General features: G+C 44.3%; 15 protein-coding genes. 7 read left to right on the top strand and 8 right to left on the bottom strand.

Annotated elements, in window-relative coordinates:
• Positions 1 to 14: 14 nt before the first annotated feature.
• The 3 genes from MF4642_RS01600 to MF4642_RS01590 all read left to right on the top strand — a co-directional run bounded on the left by MF4642_RS01600 (position 15) and on the right by MF4642_RS01590 (position 3,411).
• Positions 15 to 1,094: an alkene reductase gene (locus tag MF4642_RS01600; RefSeq protein ID WP_078425082.1), complete on the top strand. Its 1,080-nt coding sequence runs from the start codon at positions 15 to 17 to the stop codon at positions 1,092 to 1,094.
• Positions 1,095 to 1,193: 99 nt separating this feature from the next.
• Positions 1,194 to 2,474: a 3-deoxy-D-manno-octulosonic acid transferase gene (locus tag MF4642_RS01595; RefSeq protein ID WP_078425081.1), complete on the top strand. Its 1,281-nt coding sequence runs from the start codon at positions 1,194 to 1,196 to the stop codon at positions 2,472 to 2,474.
• A gap of 226 nt (positions 2,475 to 2,700) precedes the next feature.
• Positions 2,701 to 3,411: a 16S rRNA (uracil(1498)-N(3))-methyltransferase gene (locus MF4642_RS01590; RefSeq protein ID WP_078425080.1), complete on the top strand. Its 711-nt coding sequence runs from the start codon at positions 2,701 to 2,703 to the stop codon at positions 3,409 to 3,411.
• Here MF4642_RS01590 and MF4642_RS01585 read toward each other — a convergent pair.
• Positions 3,397 to 4,368: a mechanosensitive ion channel family protein gene (locus MF4642_RS01585; protein ID WP_058870491.1), complete on the bottom strand. Its 972-nt coding sequence runs from the start codon at positions 4,366 to 4,368 to the stop codon at positions 3,397 to 3,399. The two genes, MF4642_RS01590 and MF4642_RS01585, sit on opposite strands and share 15 nt — an antisense overlap.
• A gap of 453 nt (positions 4,369 to 4,821) precedes the next feature.
• Between MF4642_RS01585 and acs the strand changes: the two genes are divergently transcribed.
• A complete protein-coding gene (gene acs, locus MF4642_RS01580) occupies positions 4,822 to 6,765 on the top strand; it encodes an acetate--CoA ligase (protein WP_078425079.1) in 1,944 nt (647 codons plus the stop codon).
• Positions 6,766 to 6,886: 121 nt separating this feature from the next.
• On the opposite strand, the gene MF4642_RS01575 is transcribed toward acs, so the two are convergent.
• From MF4642_RS01575 to msuE, 5 genes are all read right to left on the bottom strand, one after another.
• Positions 6,887 to 7,501, bottom strand: coding sequence for a riboflavin synthase subunit alpha (locus tag MF4642_RS01575; protein ID WP_078388330.1), 615 nt, complete (start codon positions 7,499 to 7,501; stop codon positions 6,887 to 6,889).
• Positions 7,502 to 7,562: 61 nt separating this feature from the next.
• Positions 7,563 to 8,396: an SDR family NAD(P)-dependent oxidoreductase gene (locus MF4642_RS01570; protein WP_078425078.1), complete on the bottom strand. Its 834-nt coding sequence runs from the start codon at positions 8,394 to 8,396 to the stop codon at positions 7,563 to 7,565.
• Positions 8,393 to 8,803, bottom strand: coding sequence for a DoxX-like family protein (locus MF4642_RS01565; protein WP_078425077.1), 411 nt, complete (start codon positions 8,801 to 8,803; stop codon positions 8,393 to 8,395). Before MF4642_RS01565 ends, MF4642_RS01570 begins: the two co-directional genes overlap by 4 nt.
• 127 nt (positions 8,804 to 8,930) lie before the next feature.
• The gene (sfnG, locus tag MF4642_RS01560; protein ID WP_078425076.1) at positions 8,931 to 10,037 is read right to left on the bottom strand and encodes a dimethylsulfone monooxygenase SfnG; all 1,107 of its coding nucleotides are present in this window, start codon (positions 10,035 to 10,037) and stop codon (positions 8,931 to 8,933) included.
• A gap of 27 nt (positions 10,038 to 10,064) precedes the next feature.
• Positions 10,065 to 10,793: an FMN reductase gene (gene msuE / locus MF4642_RS01555; protein ID WP_078425075.1), complete on the bottom strand. Its 729-nt coding sequence runs from the start codon at positions 10,791 to 10,793 to the stop codon at positions 10,065 to 10,067.
• 377 nt (positions 10,794 to 11,170) lie between these two features.
• Here msuE and MF4642_RS01550 point away from each other — a divergent pair, with 377 nt between their 5' ends.
• On the top strand, positions 11,171 to 11,821 hold the full coding sequence (locus MF4642_RS01550) for a response regulator (protein WP_004691689.1): 651 nt from the start codon (positions 11,171 to 11,173) through the stop codon (positions 11,819 to 11,821).
• 58 nt (positions 11,822 to 11,879) lie between these two features.
• Here MF4642_RS01550 and MF4642_RS01545 read toward each other — a convergent pair whose 3' ends face one another.
• Together MF4642_RS01545 and MF4642_RS01540 are read right to left on the bottom strand one after the other, a co-directional pair.
• Positions 11,880 to 12,647 carry a hypothetical protein gene (locus MF4642_RS01545; protein ID WP_078425074.1) on the bottom strand — a complete coding sequence of 256 codons (768 nt, stop codon included), beginning with the start codon at positions 12,645 to 12,647 and terminating at the stop codon, positions 11,880 to 11,882.
• Between the two features lie 402 nt (positions 12,648 to 13,049).
• Entirely contained in the window at positions 13,050 to 16,547 is a 3,498-nt protein-coding gene (locus tag MF4642_RS01540) for a PAS domain-containing hybrid sensor histidine kinase/response regulator (protein ID WP_078425162.1), read from the bottom strand.
• A 186-nt stretch (positions 16,548 to 16,733) separates the two neighbouring features.
• On the opposite strand from MF4642_RS01540, the gene MF4642_RS01535 reads away from it, so the two are divergent.
• Positions 16,734 to 17,066: a DUF485 domain-containing protein gene (locus MF4642_RS01535; RefSeq protein WP_004691685.1), complete on the top strand. Its 333-nt coding sequence runs from the start codon at positions 16,734 to 16,736 to the stop codon at positions 17,064 to 17,066.
• The gene (locus MF4642_RS01530) at positions 17,066 to 18,781 is read left to right on the top strand and encodes a cation acetate symporter (protein ID WP_062032020.1); all 1,716 of its coding nucleotides are present in this window, start codon (positions 17,066 to 17,068) and stop codon (positions 18,779 to 18,781) included. Before MF4642_RS01535 ends, MF4642_RS01530 begins: the two co-directional genes overlap by 1 nt.
• Positions 18,782 to 18,926 lie beyond the last annotated feature (145 nt).

The raw sequence follows: 18,926 nt of genomic DNA, 5'->3' as shown, positions 1-18,926 counted from the left end.
AGGTGGGAGTAACGATGGCTGAATTAAATTCTCCTTTAACGCTCGGTGCGTTAGAGCTTAAAAACCGTGTCATCATGGCGCCGCTGACCCGTAACCGCGCAACTGCTGATCGCGTTCCAACCCCAATGATGGTTGAGTACTATGCGCAACGTGCAAGTGCTGGCCTGATCATTTCTGAAGCTACAGTGATTTCTGAAGAAGCCAATGGCTATTTGAATACTCCAGGATTGTTTACCGATGCTCAGGTCGAAGGCTGGAAAAAGGTCACTCAAGCGGTTCATGAGAAGGGCGGTCTGATTATTGCCCAGCTTTGGCATGTTGGTCGTGTATCGCATCCGGATCTGTTAAATGGTGAAACACCAGTCTCTGCAAGTGCAGTACAACAGGCGGGTCATGTCAGCTTACTACGTCCAAAACGTCCTTATGTATTGCCACGTCCTTTGGAGGTTTCTGAAATTCACGCGATTACCGAGCAATATAAGCAAGCCGCGATTCGTGCTAAAGAAGCCGGTTTTGATGGTGTGGAATTACATGCTGCCAATGGTTATCTGATTGACCAGTTCTTGCAAAGCAAAACCAATCAGCGTGAAGATGAATACGGCGGTTCAGTGGAAAATCGTACACGGTTCCTGCTAGAAGCAACTGATGCACTGATTGAAGTATGGGGCGCAGATCGTGTAGGGGTGCATTTTGCGCCGCGTTGTGATGACCATGACATGGGCGATGATAATCCACGTGAAACATTTGGCTATGCCATGGAGCAGCTGGGCAAACGCAAGATTGCCTTCTTCTTTACCCGTGAATATCTGGCTGAAGACAGTATTTCTGAATATATGAAAGAGCGTTCTGGTGGAGTGCCTTATATTGCCAATATGCAACTGAGTCGTGAAGATGCGATTGAGCTGTTGGCAGCTGAAAAGGCAGATGCCGTTGCATTTGGTAAAGCCTATATTGCGAATCCAGATCTGTATGAGCGTCTACTGCAAGATGCACCATTGAATGAATTGAAACTGGAAAACATGATTGGAACAGATGTCTCGGCAGGCTATGTGGACTATCCAACTTTAGCTGAAATGGAAACTGCTGCGGTTTAAATTGCTTTTCCGTTCAATTCGCGACAAGATAACAGCGCAATTCATGGGATAATATGAGTTGCGCTGTTTTATTTTTGCATTGATTTTTGGAGCACGTATTTGGCTACTCCTTTTTGGTATAACGCAGCACTTGCGCTGATCAAACCGCTGTATAAGTCTAAAATAAAAAAACGTGCAGAGAGTACAGAACAATTTCAACAAGAATGTCTCGAACGTTTCGGGCCGTTTCAACCGGTTAAAAATCGCCAAGCGATTTGGTTCCATGTGGTGTCGGTGGGTGAAACCAATGCAGCGCAGCCTCTCATCGAGCATTATTTAAAAGCGGGTCATCCAGTCTTGGTGACCAATACCACCAAAACGGGTCAGGCGCGGGCCAAATCACTATTTTTAAAAGCACCGTATCTAGATCTGTTCCAAGCTGTATATTTACCTGCGGATCAAAAACCTTTAGTTCGTCAGTTTTTCGCATTGTATCAGCCCAAACTTTTGGCTTTGGTTGAAACTGAACTCTGGCCGAATTTAATTGCCCAAGCGGGGCAGAGTCAGGTGCCATGTATCTTGATTAATGCACGTCTTTCTGAAAAATCAGCCAAAGGCTATGCCAAAGTATCTAGCCTTACGCAGCCGATGTTACACGGACTAGATCAGCTTTTGGTACAAGATCAGGCAACTGCAGAGCGCTTTATTCAGCTTGGTTCAGTGCCATCGCTAACACAGGTGGTGGGGAGTATTAAGTTTGATATTCATGCGCCAGAATCGTTTGTCAAACAGGCAGCTCAGCTCAAGCAAGAATGGTCACTCGCTGGGCGTAAGATCATCACTATTGCCAGTACTCATGCACCCGAAGAACAAAAACTGTTAAGCGCATTTAAGCCATATTTGGATGCACAGCCTGAACTGTTGTGCATTGTTGTACCACGTCATCCAGAGCGTTTTGATGAGGTCTTTGCTGTTGCACAAAGTTTAAATTTAAATACCACTCGCAGAAGTACGGGACAAAGCATAGAGGCGGACACCCAAGTCTATTTAGCCGATTCGATGGGGGAGATGTGGTTATGGTATGCCTTATCTAATGCCTGTTTTGTCGGGGGATCACTAAATGAACCGGGTGGCGGACATAATATTTTAGAGCCAATTGCGTTACATGTGCCGACGGTTTTGGGCAAAAACTATTTTAATTTCCAAACGATTGTCGATGAATTTGTACAAGCCAACGCGGTGAAAGTTGTTGATGATGCTGAACAAGCTGCTGCGGTGTTGATGACACTGTTAGAGGATACTGAGCAGGCGAATACACTGAATCAAGCGGCACAAAAGATTATGCAGTTAAATACGGGCTCTTTGAAAAAGCATATTCAAGTGATTGATGCTTATTTATAGACTATTCACAAAAAATAGGAACGGTGAGGTGGCAGGGATGCCACCGTTAGGCTGTGGTATAGGAATGTACTATCAGCCTAACAAAGAGTTTTGCCTACTTTTGCTCTTTCAAAAGTAGGGTCATGCCTACACAGGGGCTTTAAATTTATATTGTTATTTGTGGCTATGAGTGATTAAGCTGCTGAATATCACGAGTTCGCACAGTTTAAAGTAGTTTTTTCAAATTATGAATATCGTTCTCTTAGACCCGCGACAAACTGAATCTGAAGTCTGGTCCATTAGTGCTAAGCGTCAGCTTGAACATTTACATCGTCATTTAGAGCTTAAAGTCGGTGATACTTTAAAAGTCGGGATACAAAACGGAAAGCGTCATCTTACGCAAGTGATGGAAGTCTCTGAAACAGCTGTACGTATAAAACCCTTATATGAAGAACCTGTACCAGCCAAACTACCAGTGACTTTAATTGTCGCGATGCCACGCCCTAAAGTCCTGCGTCGTTTGATTATGGATGCGGTGACTTTAGGGGTTGAAAAAATCATTTTGCTGCACAGCTATCGGGTCGATAAAAGTTATTGGCAAACCCCGTTCTTACAACAGTTGGACCAGTATGTGACTTTGGGGCTAGAGCAGGCAGGTGATACGGTTGCCCCGAAAATTGAAATCTATAAACGCTTTAAGCCTTTTGTTGAAGATCAATTGCCCAGCCTGATTTCAGCCGACTGTCCTGCCTATGTGGCACATCCCTATAGCGATGCCAAAATGCCTTTTGCGATTCAGCATCCCTGTACGGTTGTGATCGGGCCGGAAGGAGGATTTATCCCTTACGAAGTTGAATTACTTGTAAAAAACGGCTGCCAAGCGGTGAGCTTAGGCAACCGTATTATTCGGACTGAAACCGTGATCCCTTATGTTTTAGGGCGTTTATTTAGCGGTTGAAGTTTCTGTCGGGTAGCTGTCATTTTTTGCGACGCGAACTTCTTGGACTGGGTAAGGAATAGAAATTCCTTGCTCAGCAAAGGCTTGAACCACATATTCTTGTACTGAACTGATCGAGCCAGATACCGTAGTTTCTGTGGTGTTGACCCACCATTGAACTTTAAGATTTACTGAAAAATCTGCAAGTGCAGCGACGTTCACGCTAAAACCCGGTTGACTTAAAATGGTCGTATCTCGGTCTAAAATGCCTAAAATAATATCTTTGGCTTTTTTGATGTCATCTTCATAACCAATACCGACCAAGAACTCGCAGCGACGACGTGGATAGGCGGTGTTAACGGTGACCGCACTGGTATACACAGTCGCATTCGGAATCACGATACGACGACCATCTGGTGCACGTAAGTAAGTGGCACGAATTTGAATATCTTCAACGTTACCTTCCATACCCGAGACAATGATGTCATCGCCAATCTTAAATGGTTCACCCAGTAAAATCAGGATTCCTGAAAGTAGGTTTTGGAAAATATCTTTAAATGCAAAACCAATGGCAACCGAGCCAATCCCCAAAGCACTCATCAGCTGACCAGGGGTGAAACCCGGAATCGCAATCACCATGGCGATCAGGAAGCCAATAAAGACGATGGCTGAACTGCCGACACGATTCAGGACTAGAACAAGGTTTTGCTTGGTATAAGAACGATCAGAGAGTGCTTTACGAACAAAAAGCTTAAACAGTTTGGAGAGCAAATAAAAAATGACGAAGGTAATTAGCGCAATACAAAAATAAGGCATACGCTCCCAAAAACTATCGACAAATTTGTCGATGGTGGAATAGGCGTCATTATATTTTGCCGTATGTGCAATTACACTTTGCGTGGTTTTCGCTGTCGCGTCATGTAGCATCTCTGACGTACCTTGAGCAACCTCGCTCAAGGTATTGGTTTGTTCTGACACTGGTGCTCCAATCGCTGAAAATTTGGCATATTTTGCCTGAAAATTGTGTGTATTTAATAGAGAAAAGCGTATGAAATTATCGCATTCTGGTTGATTGATAGACGGATAAAAATCTATCTCTCTGTTTTTTAAATGCTTGAGTTTTGGAATGAAGGCGCTGAGTCATGCTTCTATGTATGAAATAGCGCAGCCTGAAGTGTAACAATCTGCTTAAAAAAGCCTAGCTGGAGCGACTTTACTGAGTTCAGTTTTGTTCATGTTACGGATTAAACACAGGATCTCATTGAAAGATCACTATAAAATGTGTTTTAAATTGTAGAAATAATATACGACCAAAGCCGTGTTGATCTGTTTAAAAAACAATCGTCATACTGTGGTTATGCAGTCCAATAATAAACCAATAACTGTGGCATGAACTCTCGCGATGAGAGTCAGAATATAAGGAAGTATGATATGAAAGAAGTCTATCCTGTACCTGCTGAATTTGAAAAAACTGCGCGCACCAATGAACAAGAATATTTTGAACGTTATCAAAAATCGATAGAACAACCTGATGAATATTGGGCTGAACAAGCTTTGAAGCTCGATTGGATCAAGCCTTTTAGTCAAGTTAAAAACACCAGTTATGATAAAGATAATTTTAAAATTGAATGGTTTGCAGATGGTCAGTTAAACCTAAGTGCTAACTGCCTTGATCGCCACTTAAAAGAGCATCCGTATAAACCCGCCATTATTTGGGAAGGTGACCATCCCTCACGCCATAAAATCATTTCCTTTGCAGAACTGTATGATGAAGTGTGTCGTTTTTCTAATGTTCTAAAAAAGCATGGTGTGGTGAAAGGCGATCGTGTAGTGCTGTATATGCCGATGATTTCAGAAGCGGCCATTTCGATGTTGGCCTGTGCCCGAATCGGTGCCGTGCATTGTGTGGTGTTTGGTGGCTTTTCACCTGACTCATTGGCGAGCCGAATTGATGACAGTCAAGCCAAAATTGTGATTACCGCAGACTCTGGAATGCGCGGGGGTAAACCGATTCCGCTGAAAGAAAATGTAGACGCAGCATTGAATCTACCCGGGACAGACTCGGTACAAAATGTGATTGTGGTACACCGGACAGGCAATCCAATCACGCTGAAAGAAGGGCGTGACTTGTGGTATCACATGGAAATCATGACCGTCAACGAGATTTGTCCACCTGAACCGATGAATGCCGAAGATCCCCTATTTATTTTATATACCTCAGGTTCAACCGGTAAGCCCAAAGGGGTGCTGCATACCACAGGGGGCTATTTAACTTATGTGAATAGTACCTTCCGTGAAGTGTTTGACTTAAAACAAGATGATGTGTTTTGGTGTACCGCCGATGTAGGCTGGATTACGGGACATTCTTATGTGCTGTATGGCCCCTTGTCGAATGGAACCACAACAGTGATGTTTGAGGGGATTCCACAGTATCCAAGTTGGGCACGTACAGGACATATTGTCGACAAACACAATGTGACGATTTTATACACTGCCCCGACAGCGATCCGCGCCATGATGCGTGAAGGGGATGCCTTTGTCCGTGAGAGTGACCGTAGCAGTTTACGTTTAATTGGTTCCGTCGGAGAGCCGATCAATCCTGAAGCATGGAATTGGTACTACACAGTGGTGGGGGAAAGCCGTTGCCCAGTGGTGGATACTTGGTGGCAAACCGAAACAGGCGGGATTTTGATTTCTCCACTTCCGGGTGCGACACCACTTAAACCGGGGTCTGCAACGCGTCCTTTATTTGGGATTCAACCCGCTTTGGTTGATGCTGAAGGCAAAGAGTTAGAAGGAGAAGCTGAAGGCAATCTGGTGATTAAGGATTCATGGCCAGGGCAAATGCGAACCATTTGGGGGGATCCTGAGCGGTTTATCGAAGCGTACTTTGCAACTTATCCGGGAACGTATTTCACGGGCGATGGTGCACGCCGTGATAAAGATGGTTATTACTGGATCACAGGTCGGGTGGATGATGTACTGAATGTGTCAGGGCACCGCTTAGGCACGGCTGAAGTGGAAAGTGCTTTGGTGGCACATGAGGCGGTTGCTGAGGCTGCAGTAGTAGGAATGCCACATGAAATCAAAGGGCAGGGAATTTGTTCTTTTGTTACTTTACAAGCGGGCACAGCGCAAACGGAAGAACTCCGTGCAGAGCTGATTCAGTGGGTAAGAAAGGTACTCGGTCCTGTGGCGACACCAGATGCCTTACATTGGGCACCATCTTTACCGAAAACACGTTCAGGTAAAATTATGCGCCGTATTTTAAGAAAAATTGCGGCGAACGAGTTAGATAGTTTGGGCGATACATCGACGCTGGCTGAACCGCAAGTGGTCGAAGTGTTGATTAAAGAAGTATATCCAAACGGCTAAAATCGACCTAAAAAAATACCGTCTTAAGCAGACGGTATTTTTTATTTTAGTGTACTGATGGAATACATCGTGTTGCTGTATACAAATTTGTAAGTGCAAGACGTTTAGAAATTAAAGAGTTCTAACGCTGATGGATGCTTTCTAAGGTATCCACCATCGTCCGTGTCATCTGATCAATTTCATAATTGACCGCATCGCCGACTTGTACCGATGCCCACGTGGTTAGACGCAAGGTTTCAGGAATCAAATCAACTGAAATTTCATGGCTGTTACGATCAACACGGTTGACGGTGAGGCTACAACCATTCAGACCAATAAAACCTTTTAAGAAAAAGTATTTGATATTACCCTCGGGAATGTGGAGATCCACATGCAGAGTCTCGCCGTGACGGCTCAGCTGCTTTATCGTAGCCGTTCCTTCGATATGTCCATACAAGTTGTGTCCCCCATTTTCCATCCCGACTTTGGCTGAACGTTCGATATTCACCTCATCGCCTGTCTGTAAAGCCCCTAAAGTGGTCAGGCGTCGAGTCAAATCTGAGACATCAAAATGGACTTGACTGGTGGTCAGATCGATGTGCGTTGCAGTTAAGCAGGTGCCATTGATGGCTACACTTGCACCGATGAAGACATCGTGAAAAAAGTTGTGTGTATTTGAAACTACAAGGGTGCTAAAACCGTCGCCTTGACGGACATCTAAAATTTTCTCTAAGCCTTGTACGATACCTGTGTACATCAGAAGTCTTCCTAATTCGGGGGTTATGTTTAATGTAAATGATCTACAACTTGATGTGGCATTATTTTGAGCTGAGGTGTGCTAAAGCTGTATCTTTAATGGGATTGCGACGCCAATAATAGGGCCGCAAAAATCGGAGCAACAGACGCAAGGGCGTCATCCATACGATTCGAGTATGGCGACGTTTATTCTCTAAAATACGTTGAGCCAAATAGCGACAGACCACTTCGGGAGGATCGATAATAAACAAAAAAAGCCGTTTCATTTTGTTCCAGTGCTGAACATTGCCATTTTGCCAAGAGGATACCAGTAGGTCAGTTGCTACCATTCCGGGACTGAGTGTACCGACTTGAATGTGGGTCTGTTTGGTTTCTTTAAACAGGGCTTGACTAAAGTACCCTACGGCACGTTTGGTGGTGGCATAGGCGGTCATGCCTGCACTCCATTCGCCTCGAGTACCCCAACCTTCCATATTGAAAATTTGACCATAGCCTTGTGCCAGCATGCCGTTTAAGGCCACTTGTGAGCCGAACATACTGCCTAGAATATTGGTTTGAACCACAGTCTGTATGTCTGCTGCTGCGAGATCTTTAAAGTCTAGTGTCGCTGTACAACTGCCTGCATTATTAATCCAAATCTGAACAGCACCAAATTGTTGAATGGCTTCATCCCAAAGCGTTTGTACTTCATGGATCTGCGTGACATCACAAGTAACGGCATGAATCAACGCAGCGGGAAAGCGATGCCGTAGCTGTTGCAGGGTGCGCTGTAAATCTGTGCTATTTCGGCCAGAAATCACGACGGCTTGTTGTTGTTCCAAGAAGGCTTGAGCTAAACCCAAGCCGATACCTTTAGAACTGCCTGTAATGACGATGCAACCTGATTTTGAATTCATATGGATCCTTTACTTTGTGAATTAAAGGACGTTGCTTTTTGGCTGTGAAGCATGCAATAACAAATGGATAAACTGATCATTGCAAGGTTCATGACCACAGGATTAAAAGCACGAATGAGACTGTCTGGTATTAGCAAAGCGACCAGTGCGAATAAAAACACTAAGCTAAAGATACTGAGGTAATGCAGATATTTACTGGAATTAAAGAGGAACAATAAAGCAAAAACACACTCAAGCACACCTGAGCCCTGACCTGCCAGTTGGGCCTGTGCGTAGGAAAGCCCAAAAGTTTGCCAAATGGCAATCTCATCGGGATTGATAAAAAGGATTTTAGGAACTAAACCTTGATAGCCCCATAAAAAGGCCAAAGAAAGATTAATGAATTTAGAGGGTTGGCTGTTGTTCATATAAAATGGTTATTTTTTACTTTGTGCGGATTATACACCAATAAAAAAACCCTCAAGCCGAGCCCTGAGGGAAGAATAGAGTCACCTATCATTATTATTTTTTAGTTCGTGTCTGTTGCTTACCGAGCTAAGCAGATTTGGCAGTCTCAACGGATTGCTGTTGAGCTTCCAACTCACGAACCAATGGCAACACTTTGGCACCGAAGTATTCAACCTCTTCGATAAAATGTAAAAAACCTGAAAGGATTAAATCCACACCAACGGCTTTTAATTCCACAATACGTTCAGCAATTTGGCGTGGTGTACCAATCAAATTGGTTTTAAAGCCATCATTGTATTGAACCAAATCTTCAAAGGTCGATTTGGCCCAATTGCCTTCACCTTCCAGTGTTGCTGCACCCGCTTCACGGGTGGCCTTGCCAAAGGCATGAACCGCTTGAATATTGGCTTTATCAATAATTTCTTGCAGAACCGTTTTCGCTTCTTCCTCGGTATCTCGGGCAATGATAAAAGCATTCACCCCAATTTTGACCTGATGGCCATTCTGTTGGGCTTTTGCACGAATATCATCAATCTGTTTTTTGAGTTCATCAGGGGTATTGCCATTGGTAAAATACCAGTCTGAAACTCGTGCAGCCATATCCCGTGCAGCACGAGAGCTGCCGCCTTGGAAAATTTCAATATGCGGCTTTTGCACAGGTTTGGGGGACAAGGTGTAGTCTTTGAACTGGTAGTATTTTCCATCAAAACTATAGTTGTCTTGGGTCCAAACGCCTTTTAATGCACGAATAAACTCTTCCGAGCGAGCATAGCGTTGGTCATGTTCAGGCCATGTTTCACCAATGGCATCAAATTCGCCGCGGAACCAACCACTGACCACATTAATCGCAATACGCCCTTGGGTTAAGTGGTCGATGGTTGCAAGCTGTTTTGCGGCAAGCACGGGTTTCCACGGGCCAGGTAAAATAGCGGCTATGACTTTGAGTTTGCTGGTTTTGGCTAAGATACCGTGACTAAAACTGACCGACTCATGTTGGTTTTCTGCATTATAACCCGCAGTAAAACGAATCTGAGTTAGAGCATAGTCAAAGCCATTTTTTTCCGCAGCCTGCGCTAAACGGACGTTATAGTCATAACTCCAGTCTGTGCGCTGCTCAATATTACTCACCACTAAGCCACCGCTGACATTGGGAACCCAATAAGCAAACGTAATATTTTTATTCTGTTGTGACATGTGAAAACCCTCTCAATGCTTTTTGCGTTAAGCGACCTGTGGTTTGGCTTTTTTCTGATGCAAGCGAGACTCGGCTGCATCTAAATTCGGGACCGCGGCTGAAGGCAGTACATCGTCTTGTTCGATTTGCGTGTTGATACCCAAGTTCTGATTGGCAAGCTGGGTCTTTTCTTTCACCACTTCTGCACGCTGACCTTTGGCAGGTGCCCATTCTAGGATGGGTAAAGCACGGGCCACAGCAAGAGTAATGCGATCTCGTAATAATTCACTGTGGATGGTATACGCGGGTGTAAAGTCTTTGTCTGTGGCATAGACTCCAATAGGTAAAGTTTGCGCTTGGAAGAAACTAAATAGTGGGCGAAGTTGATGCTCCAGTACCAACGCATGACGCTCACTGCCGCCTGAGGCTGCAAGCAGTACCGGTACATCGACCAGCGCCGTTTGCTCAACAAAGTCGAAAAAGTGTTTAAACAAACCAGTAAATGAAGCACGGTAAACTGGTGTTCCAACAATCAACGCATCGGCAGCTTCGACTGCGGCTAAATCATCTTGCACACGTTGTGGCAGTTGATTGCGGTAAATCGCGCCACCGAGTAAATGGCCAATTTCGCTGAATTTAATGAAATGTACATGGATTGGGGTTGCATCGCCCAGTTCATTTAAAATTTCTTGTACCAAAGCCTCAGTTTTAGACGGGGTATTTAAACCGCCTGACACAGCGACAATATTGAGTGGTTTTTGCAGTAAAGTAGACATAAGGAAAGCCCTAAAGTGTTGTATCTCGGAATGGGCTTATTTATCTAATATCTGAACTTGGTCTGTAAAATAAAGAAATAGCGTTAAGTTATCTGATTTTAAGATATATCTGTTGAGCTTGAAAAAGGCTGCTAAAATTTTTATTAAATGTTTGTATTTTATGTATATATTTAAAATAAATAACCTTTTTCGATGTGCTGATAAATTTTATATCAAAATGTGATTAGTTATTTATATTTCAATATCGACTTGGAATTGATGCTATTTTCCTGCCTAAAGCGTGATAAAGTGAAAAAAAGTTAGACTTTGCATATCCTTATCGGCACTTGTATGGTTAGAATAGTCAAGACTAGTGCACTCGAAATCTCTCGTTGCTTATGAATATATTAATCGTTGATGACCATCCGCTGTTTCGCCATGCGTTAATCCAAGCTGTTCGTTATAGCTTACCGCAAGCTCAAATTCATGAAACAGCCGCAGTAAACGAGTTTTATGAACGCCTTGAAAAAGGTCCTGAACCTGATTTGGTGCTATTGGACTTAAACTTACCAGGTGCTTCAGGTTTTTCTGCATTGGTACACGTTCGTGCCCAGTATCCATCATTACCGATTATTGTCGTTTCAGCGCATGAAGAGACTTCAATCATTCAGCGTTCAATTGCGCATGGTGCGATGGGGTATATTCCAAAGTCGGCACATCCAAGTCATATTGGCGAAGCAATTCGCGAAGTCTTAGATGGTGAAATTTGGTTGCCGCCAAATTTACCTGCTAACATGAACTTTGACCCACGTGCTGCCGATGAAACTGCACTGGCTGAGCGGATTCAATCCTTAACGCCGCAGCAGTTCCGTGTATTGATGATGGTGGCAGAAGGTTTGCTGAACAAGCAGATTGCCTATGAACTCGATGTTTCAGAAGCAACAATTAAAGCACACGTGACCGCGATTTTCCGTAAGCTCGGGGTACAAAACCGAACTCAAGCGGTACTCGCGATCAATGCCTTAAATATTGAAGAAAAACGCATGTAAGCTGATCTATTGAATTAAAAAAGCGCTGAATCATCAGCGCTTTTTTTCGGTCTAAAGTTTAAGCCAAGCAGTTTTGTTTACTGGTGACATCGGTACAAAATAAAGGATTTAAAGCACATTGCAGATCATCAATTTGCTCTTCAGAGACATAGCCCTGTTGTTTCAAATAAGCCGCAACGCGGTCATCGCGCAGACTTAAAAAGGCCGCATCATACACGCCAAGATCGACAAATAAAGCCGCTGTTTCCAAGCTGTTGAAACGGTCTAAGTAGATTTCGTTGTCATACATGAGGAAAATATGGTCTTGTGTTCCTTGCGCATCAATACTTAAACGATCCGCCAAGACTTGCGGTGGTGTTTTAATAAAGAGCAGATCCGACAATTGGTCAAACTGGGTGGTGTCGAGTTGATCCTGATCGGTTTTGACTTTACCGAGCCATGCTTTAAACACCAAAACTGCACCGCCGCGAAGGAGCATGCTCCAAATTTGATGGCGCACATCTTCACTGAGTCCGCTGGATTCGGCTTCCAATGCCAGCAAGAACGGGTCTTCTTGTTGCTGAAGTTTTTCAAATAGACCTAAACCTTGCGGTTGGTAAGCCGCGGGGCGAAACACATCAAAGTCGAGTTGTTCAAACACTTGTAATGCGAGGGGAATAGCGGTGTGATACAGCGTATCTAAGGCCCGAACATGTGTCTCGTTGAGTCTACTTTGTTTAAAGACTTCGACCCAGTCAATACTGGGTAAAAAGGCATTGGCACTATACTGGCGCAGAAATTGTTGCGACTGATCTGAGCCATGTGGCATTGCTTTAGAAATGTTCATCATAAAACTCCAAGAGAAAGATGATCAGTTTCTTCAGCGAAGGAAGAGGGATATAGGTAGAAAAACTGATCTTTTCTTAGTCCTAGTTATCTGCCAATCTCCTGTGGAGATGAATACGACTAAAGTCGTAGTTTGTGTTTTTATACATATTTAGTTTAAATAAAACAAATACTTGAAAAATTGTAACTAAGTATACAAGTGTTCACTAATGTAACTGGTGTATTTTGCCATAGTAAAAATGGATGTGGAATTTTTAGTCAATATTATTGGGCTTCAAAGAGCTGGAAATGAGCACTTTGGTCGAAACCGTTAAAACTTTAGTCAGTTTGCCGTATATACAGGGCCTAAAAAAGACAAAACCCAAGTCATCTGACTTGGGTTTTGTGAGCAAATGTAGTGAATTTATTCAGGATTTGAAATTTTTAAACCCGATAACCATGCTCGTAAAGAAGCAGGTTTTAATGGTTTTTTCAAAAGCACGATATTCATATCTTTGACCCGTTGTGGCAGTTCAGGATCTGAGTCTGCGGTAATCAAAGCGACAGGTACATTTTCTTGGCGATTGGCCAAAATAAAGTCCAAACCAATTTTGTCATGATTTAAGTGCTGATCGACCAACCAGACCTGAATGTTTTCTTGCTGAATCATCTCAAAAGCTTGCTCAGGCTCGGTTGCCTTAAACACTTGATAGCCCCATTTGGTCAGTAAAGTCGACATCCCTTCTAAAATGGTTTCGTCATTGTCCAAGCACAAAATCTTATAGGCTTTGGTTTTGAGTGGAACCGCTTGCACAGGCGCTGCCACGACTTTTGGTGGGTCAATGATTGGTACTTCAATCATAAAGCATGACCCTTTGCCATACTCTGAATAGACATGCACTGGGTAGTCGAGCAGGCTGGTCATCCGTTGTACGATGGCCAAACCCAAGCCAAGCCCTTGCTCACCCCACGGTGAGGTATGACCACAGCGCTCAAACTCTTGGAATAGTTTAATCCGTTGTTCTTCTGCAATGCCGGGTCCAGTATCCCATACTCCAATTCGAATATGGCGTGGCTTGTCCGTGGAGCGGAGTACACCCACCACCACTTTGCCTTTGGCAGTGTAGCGTAGGGCATTACTGACAAAGTTCTGAATAATACGGCGAATCCATTGTGGGTCGGTATCTATCCAGAACTGAGCATCATGTACGCTGAAACGAATACAGCGCTGTGCGGCAATGGATTTAAACTGCAATTCGAGGTCACTGAGTAAATCATGCAGCGGATAAGCCTGACGGTTGGGTTGAATGGTGCCGCCTTCAAGACGGGCAATATCCAACAGGGCAGACAACATACTTTCTGCACCGTGTAAGGCACGATCAAGCTGTTGTAGGGTTTTACGGTCTTCTTCACTTTGTACGCTTTGTTCTAAAGCCGTACTGAACAGACGTGCAGCATGCATCGGTTGCAGTAAGTCATGACTGGCCGCGGCAATAAAGCGGCTTTTCGACATATTGGCTTTGTCGGCTTGTTCACGTGCCAGTTGTTGCTCAGATAATGCATCTGCTAACTGTTGAGTTCGGTCTTGGACACGCGCCTCCAGCATGGCTTCATTTTCACGGAAGGCAGTAATGTCGGCAAAGGTGGTGACAAAGCCACCACCTTCAATTGGGTTGCCGCGCATTTGAATGACACGACCATCTTTACGAATCCGTTCAAACTCATGTGCGCTACCGACTTGCATCCAGTGCATCCGTTTACGCACATGTTCTTCGACCGAACCCGGGCCACATTCGCCGCGCTCTGCGTTATACCGAATCAAATCAGAAATCGGACAACCGACATAGACAATATCTTTTGGATAATCAAACAGTTTTAAATATTGGTTATTCCATGCCACCAAACACATATTTTCATCGACCACACTCACCCCTTGGGTCATGTGGTCAATCATGGTCATGATCAGGTTTTGATTAAAACGTTGCCACTGTGAGGCTTGGTCTAGAATGTTTGCTACTTGCCCCAAAGCGAGGCCATTGTTGACCATTGCGGTGGTGAGCAGGGTACGCGCCGATGCAGCGCCAATGGTCCCTGCTAAATATTGTTCGGTAAAACGCCACCACATGCCGTTGGCATTGCTATTTTCATTCAGCACCACATTGTTTTGGGCACAGAACTGTTGGAAAGCGCGCATGGTTGCGCCATCGCCTGTAATCCGTTTGGCTAAGGTGATTAAATCACCGACTTTTAAACGTGCAACATCGTGATGAATGTAGTTGATGTCTGTAGACGTGCTCTGTGTTGGCAGTGGCTTGGTTTCATAATAGAAAAAGCTTTCTGCTTGAATTTGTTCGGCCACGCTGGGGCGGAAAATTCGGGAAATCCAAATGTATAAAATAATATTCAGACCCAGTGCCCACACCACCCCATGAGTAAGTGCGGCAAAGGATTCAAAACCGAGCAGGGCTTCAGGGCGTAACCAGTTAATGCCCATTGGACCGGAATTAAGAAAGCTTTCGGTAAAGTGTGAATATTCAGCAGGCAAACTGCGAAGTACAGTGGGTAATAACAGGGTGTAGGCCCACATACCAAAACCGGCCAATAAACCTGCATAGACGCCTTGTTTACTGCCGCCACGCCAGTACAGACCACCTATGAGGGCAGGTGAGAACTGAGCCACCGCACTAAAGGCCAATAAGCCAAAGACTGAAAGTTGGTCGATGTCATTAAAGAAATGGAAGAACAAAAAGCCCAATAACATGACGGCTAAAATACAGACCCGACGGGTAAATTTAAGTACCAAGGGTAAGCGCTTATCGTGGCGGGACAGTAAATTGGTACGCCATAAGGCAGGCATGATCAAGTCATTACTGAGCATGATCGACAGGGCCACTGAAGACACCAACAGCATACCCGTAGAGGCAGAAAATCCACCTAAAAAGGCCAATAGGGTTAACCAGTCTTGGCCATAACTTAGGGGTAAAGACAAAACTGCGACATCGGGGATCGCTAAGTAACCTGGCGTTGCATGCAGCGCCCAACTGGCAATGGGAATAATGGCAATGATGGTTAAAACTAAATAAACTGCGAACCAGCGACGTGCCCCGCGAATATGCTTTTCATCACGCAATTCGACCACAGCGACGTGGAACTGACGCGGTAAGCAAATGATCGCGAGTCCAGCCAATAAGGTTTGAATCCAAAATGTATCGGGTACACCAATGAGTTGTACTTGATGGAAAGTCTCTGCGACATCTTTGGAAATTTGATGGATGTTTTCAGGTGCAGCAAACACGAAAAAGAGCGCGACACATAGCAAAGCAAACAGTTTGACAAAAGACTCGAAGGCAACCGCCAACATCAGACCGCCATGCTGTTCTGTATTGGCAATCTGTCTGGTCCCGAAAATCATGGCTAAAATGGCCAAAATACCGGTGAGGAATAGCACACCGTTGGTGGTGGAGGCGATGCTGCCTGCGGTAGGTTCTAAAATCACCGCGGCACTGAGTGCAATGGCACGTAGCTGTAGGGCAAGGTAAGGGATAATCGCAATGACGGCGAGGATAGTCACCATTGAGGCCAAAGGCCCACTTTTACCATAGCGTGCAGCAACAAAATCGGCAATCGATGAAATAGCATGGTGCTGACGGACGCGGCCTAAACGACGCCAAATGTCATAGCCCAGTGCGACGAAAAGTAGTGGGCCAAGGTAGATCGGCAGAAAGATAATGCCTTCACGAACTGCTGCACCTGTTGCGCCATAAAAGGTCCAAGATGAACAGTAGACCCCTAAAGTTAAACTAAACAATAGCATGCGCCCACGCGTGCTCAGGCGGCTGGCGTGTTTCTCACCAAAAAAGGCGCAGATAAAGAGTAAGACGATATAGAGGGCCAATACCCCGATAATGAGCCAGCTGTTCATTTTACCTAAAGTTTTTCCATCATCTCGTCCATCATAGCGCATCTCGGATAGAGGCTGCTGGGCTTGTTTAAAATTTACAGACCAAAGTCTAAATTACAACCAATACAGAAGCTTGCTACTTTAGCAAATGTAATAATTCGAATTAAAAAATTGTATCTACGGTTGGATACACACAGGAGTATGGTTATGGATGAGAGACAAGTAGAACAGATTCTACAAAATCCCAAATTCAAGGAAATGGTTAGTCGTAAAAGTAAACTGAGCTGGACACTGACAACTATTATGTTGGTTGTATACGTTGGTTTCATGTTGTTGGTCGGCTACAACAAAGAATTTTTAATGACTTCAGTCAGTGGTGGGGTGACCACGATTGGCATGCCATTGGGTCTAAGCATTATTGTATTGTCTTTTGTTTTGTGTGGTGTGTATTCGTATATCTCGAATAACAAACTCGACGCATTAAATGAAGAAGCAATGCGTGAAGTTGAAGCCATTGCGCAAGAGAAAGGACAGCACTAATGAAATGGAATTCATTGAAAGCGCTTACAGTCGCTGCTACAGCACTGTTGGCTTCGAGCCTAGCACTTGCAGGCCCAGATTTGGGTGAGGCTCAACAGCAAGCGACAAACTGGCATGCCATTATCATGTTTGGTATCTTTGTCGGATTTACTTTGCTCATCACCAAATGGGCAGCAAAACAAACCACCAATACTGCTGACTTCTATACAGCAGGTGGCGGGATCTCAGGTTTCCAAAATGGTTTAGCGATTGCGGGTGACTATATGTCCGCAGCATCATTCTTGGGTATTTCCGCAATGGTTTTCAGTTCAGGCTTTGACGGCTTGCTGTATTCATTGGGTTTCATGGTGGGTTGGCCAATCGTATTGTTCTTGGTGGCTGAACGTCTACGTAACTTAGGTAAGTTCAACTTATCTGACGTAGTGTCATTCCGTTTAGCAGAAAAACCAGTACGTACGCTTGCAGCAGTGAGTTCATTGGTTGTCGTTGCATTCTATCTGATCGCTCAGATGGTGGGTGCAGGTCAGCTGATCAAACTTTTATTTGGTTTGAACTACAACATTGCTGTAGTGATTGTTGGTCTTCTGATGATGGCTTACGTGATCTTCGGAGGAATGTTAGCAACAACTTGGGTACAGATTATTAAAGCTGTGATGCTTTTATCTGGTGCGACATTCATGGCTTTCATGGTGATGAAAGGCGTGGGCTTCAGCTTCTCCGAAATGTTCACCCAGTCAATTCAAGTTTTCTCTAAAGTACATGACATTTCTTTAGCAGAAGCGGGCAATATCATGGGCCCAGGTAAACTTGCAGCGAACCCAATTGATGCCATTTCTTTAGGTTTGGCTTTAATGTTCGGTACAGCGGGTTTACCACACATCTTAATGCGTTTCTTTACCGTTAAAGATGCTAAAGAAGCACGTAAATCAGTGGTTGTAGCAACAGGTTTCATTGGTTACTTCTACCTTTTAACCTTCATCATTGGTTTTGGTGCGATCCTTTATGTATCGAACAACCCACAGTTCCTTGATGTCGCGAAAATGGCTGTAACTGGTAAGTTAGAGCTTGTTGGTGGTAACAACATGGCAGCGGTTCACTTGTCTGATGCATTGGGCGGTGACTTGTTCATGGGCTTCATTTCAGCAGTGGCGTTCGCAACGATTCTTGCTGTTGTTGCAGGTCTGACCTTGTCAGGTGCTTCAGCAATCTCGCATGACTTGTACGCAAACGTATTCAAGAAAGGTCAAACGACTCCTGAATCTGAACTTCGTATGTCTAAAATCGCGACTTTAGGTCTTGCTATTTTTGCAATGATTTTAGGGATTCTGTTCGAGAAACAAAACGTTGCCTTCATGGTCGGTTTAGCATTCTCTGTAGCAGCATGTGCCAACTTCCCAGTGCTTGTACTGTCAATGTTCTGGAAAGGTTTAACCACACGTGGTGCGGTGATTGGTGGTGTGATTGGTCTAGTGACTGCAGTAACACTAATTATCTTATCTAAAGCCGTTTGGGTCGATACATTGGGTATTTCTGAAACGCCAGTGAACCCATTCAATGGTCCAGCAATCTTTGCAATGCCATTGGCGTTCTTCTGCTGCTGGTTGTTCTCTGTGACTGATAACTCAGCACGTGCACAAGCAGAACGTAAAGCATTTGATGCGCAGTATGTACGTTCGCAAACAGGTATTGGTATTTCAGGCGCTTCAGATCACTAATCTGAACCTGAAATAAAAAAAGCCCCATTCATTGGGGCTTTTTTTATGGTGTTGACGCTCCTAACTGTGTTGGCTTTGAATGCTGAAAGACCTAGATTGTGATATTCAGTACTCAAGCAGTACTCAAATTATTGGGCAAAATGAA

The sequence above is a fragment of the Acinetobacter sp. MF4642 genome, from assembly GCF_002018925.1.
In the GTDB taxonomy this organism is placed as follows: domain Bacteria; phylum Pseudomonadota; class Gammaproteobacteria; order Pseudomonadales; family Moraxellaceae; genus Acinetobacter; species Acinetobacter johnsonii.
Note: the sequence above shows the minus strand (reverse complement) of the source record. Positions and strands in the feature narration are given on the sequence as shown.

Bases quoted from the DNA above. Each gene is read 5' to 3' on its own strand.
- MF4642_RS01600 (WP_078425082.1), top strand. From the start codon at position 15: ATGGCTGAATTAAATTCTCCTTTAACGCTCGGTGCGTTAGAGCTTAAA.
- MF4642_RS01590 (WP_078425080.1), top strand. From the start codon at position 2,701: ATGAATATCGTTCTCTTAGACCCGCGACAAACTGAATCTGAAGTCTGG.
- acs (WP_078425079.1), top strand. From the start codon at position 4,822: ATGAAAGAAGTCTATCCTGTACCTGCTGAATTTGAAAAAACTGCGCGC.
- MF4642_RS01575 (WP_078388330.1), bottom strand. From the start codon at position 7,501: ATGTACACAGGTATCGTACAAGGCTTAGAGAAAATTTTAGATGTCCGT.
- MF4642_RS01570 (WP_078425078.1), bottom strand. From the start codon at position 8,396: ATGAATTCAAAATCAGGTTGCATCGTCATTACAGGCAGTTCTAAAGGT.
- MF4642_RS01565 (WP_078425077.1), bottom strand. From the start codon at position 8,803: ATGAACAACAGCCAACCCTCTAAATTCATTAATCTTTCTTTGGCCTTT.
- sfnG (WP_078425076.1), bottom strand. From the start codon at position 10,037: ATGTCACAACAGAATAAAAATATTACGTTTGCTTATTGGGTTCCCAAT.
- msuE (WP_078425075.1), bottom strand. From the start codon at position 10,793: ATGTCTACTTTACTGCAAAAACCACTCAATATTGTCGCTGTGTCAGGC.
- MF4642_RS01550 (WP_004691689.1), top strand. From the start codon at position 11,171: ATGAATATATTAATCGTTGATGACCATCCGCTGTTTCGCCATGCGTTA.
- MF4642_RS01545 (WP_078425074.1), bottom strand. From the start codon at position 12,647: ATGAACATTTCTAAAGCAATGCCACATGGCTCAGATCAGTCGCAACAA.
- MF4642_RS01540 (WP_078425162.1), bottom strand. From the start codon at position 16,547: ATGAACAGCTGGCTCATTATCGGGGTATTGGCCCTCTATATCGTCTTA.
- MF4642_RS01535 (WP_004691685.1), top strand. From the start codon at position 16,734: ATGGATGAGAGACAAGTAGAACAGATTCTACAAAATCCCAAATTCAAG.
- MF4642_RS01530 (WP_062032020.1), top strand. From the start codon at position 17,066: ATGAAATGGAATTCATTGAAAGCGCTTACAGTCGCTGCTACAGCACTG.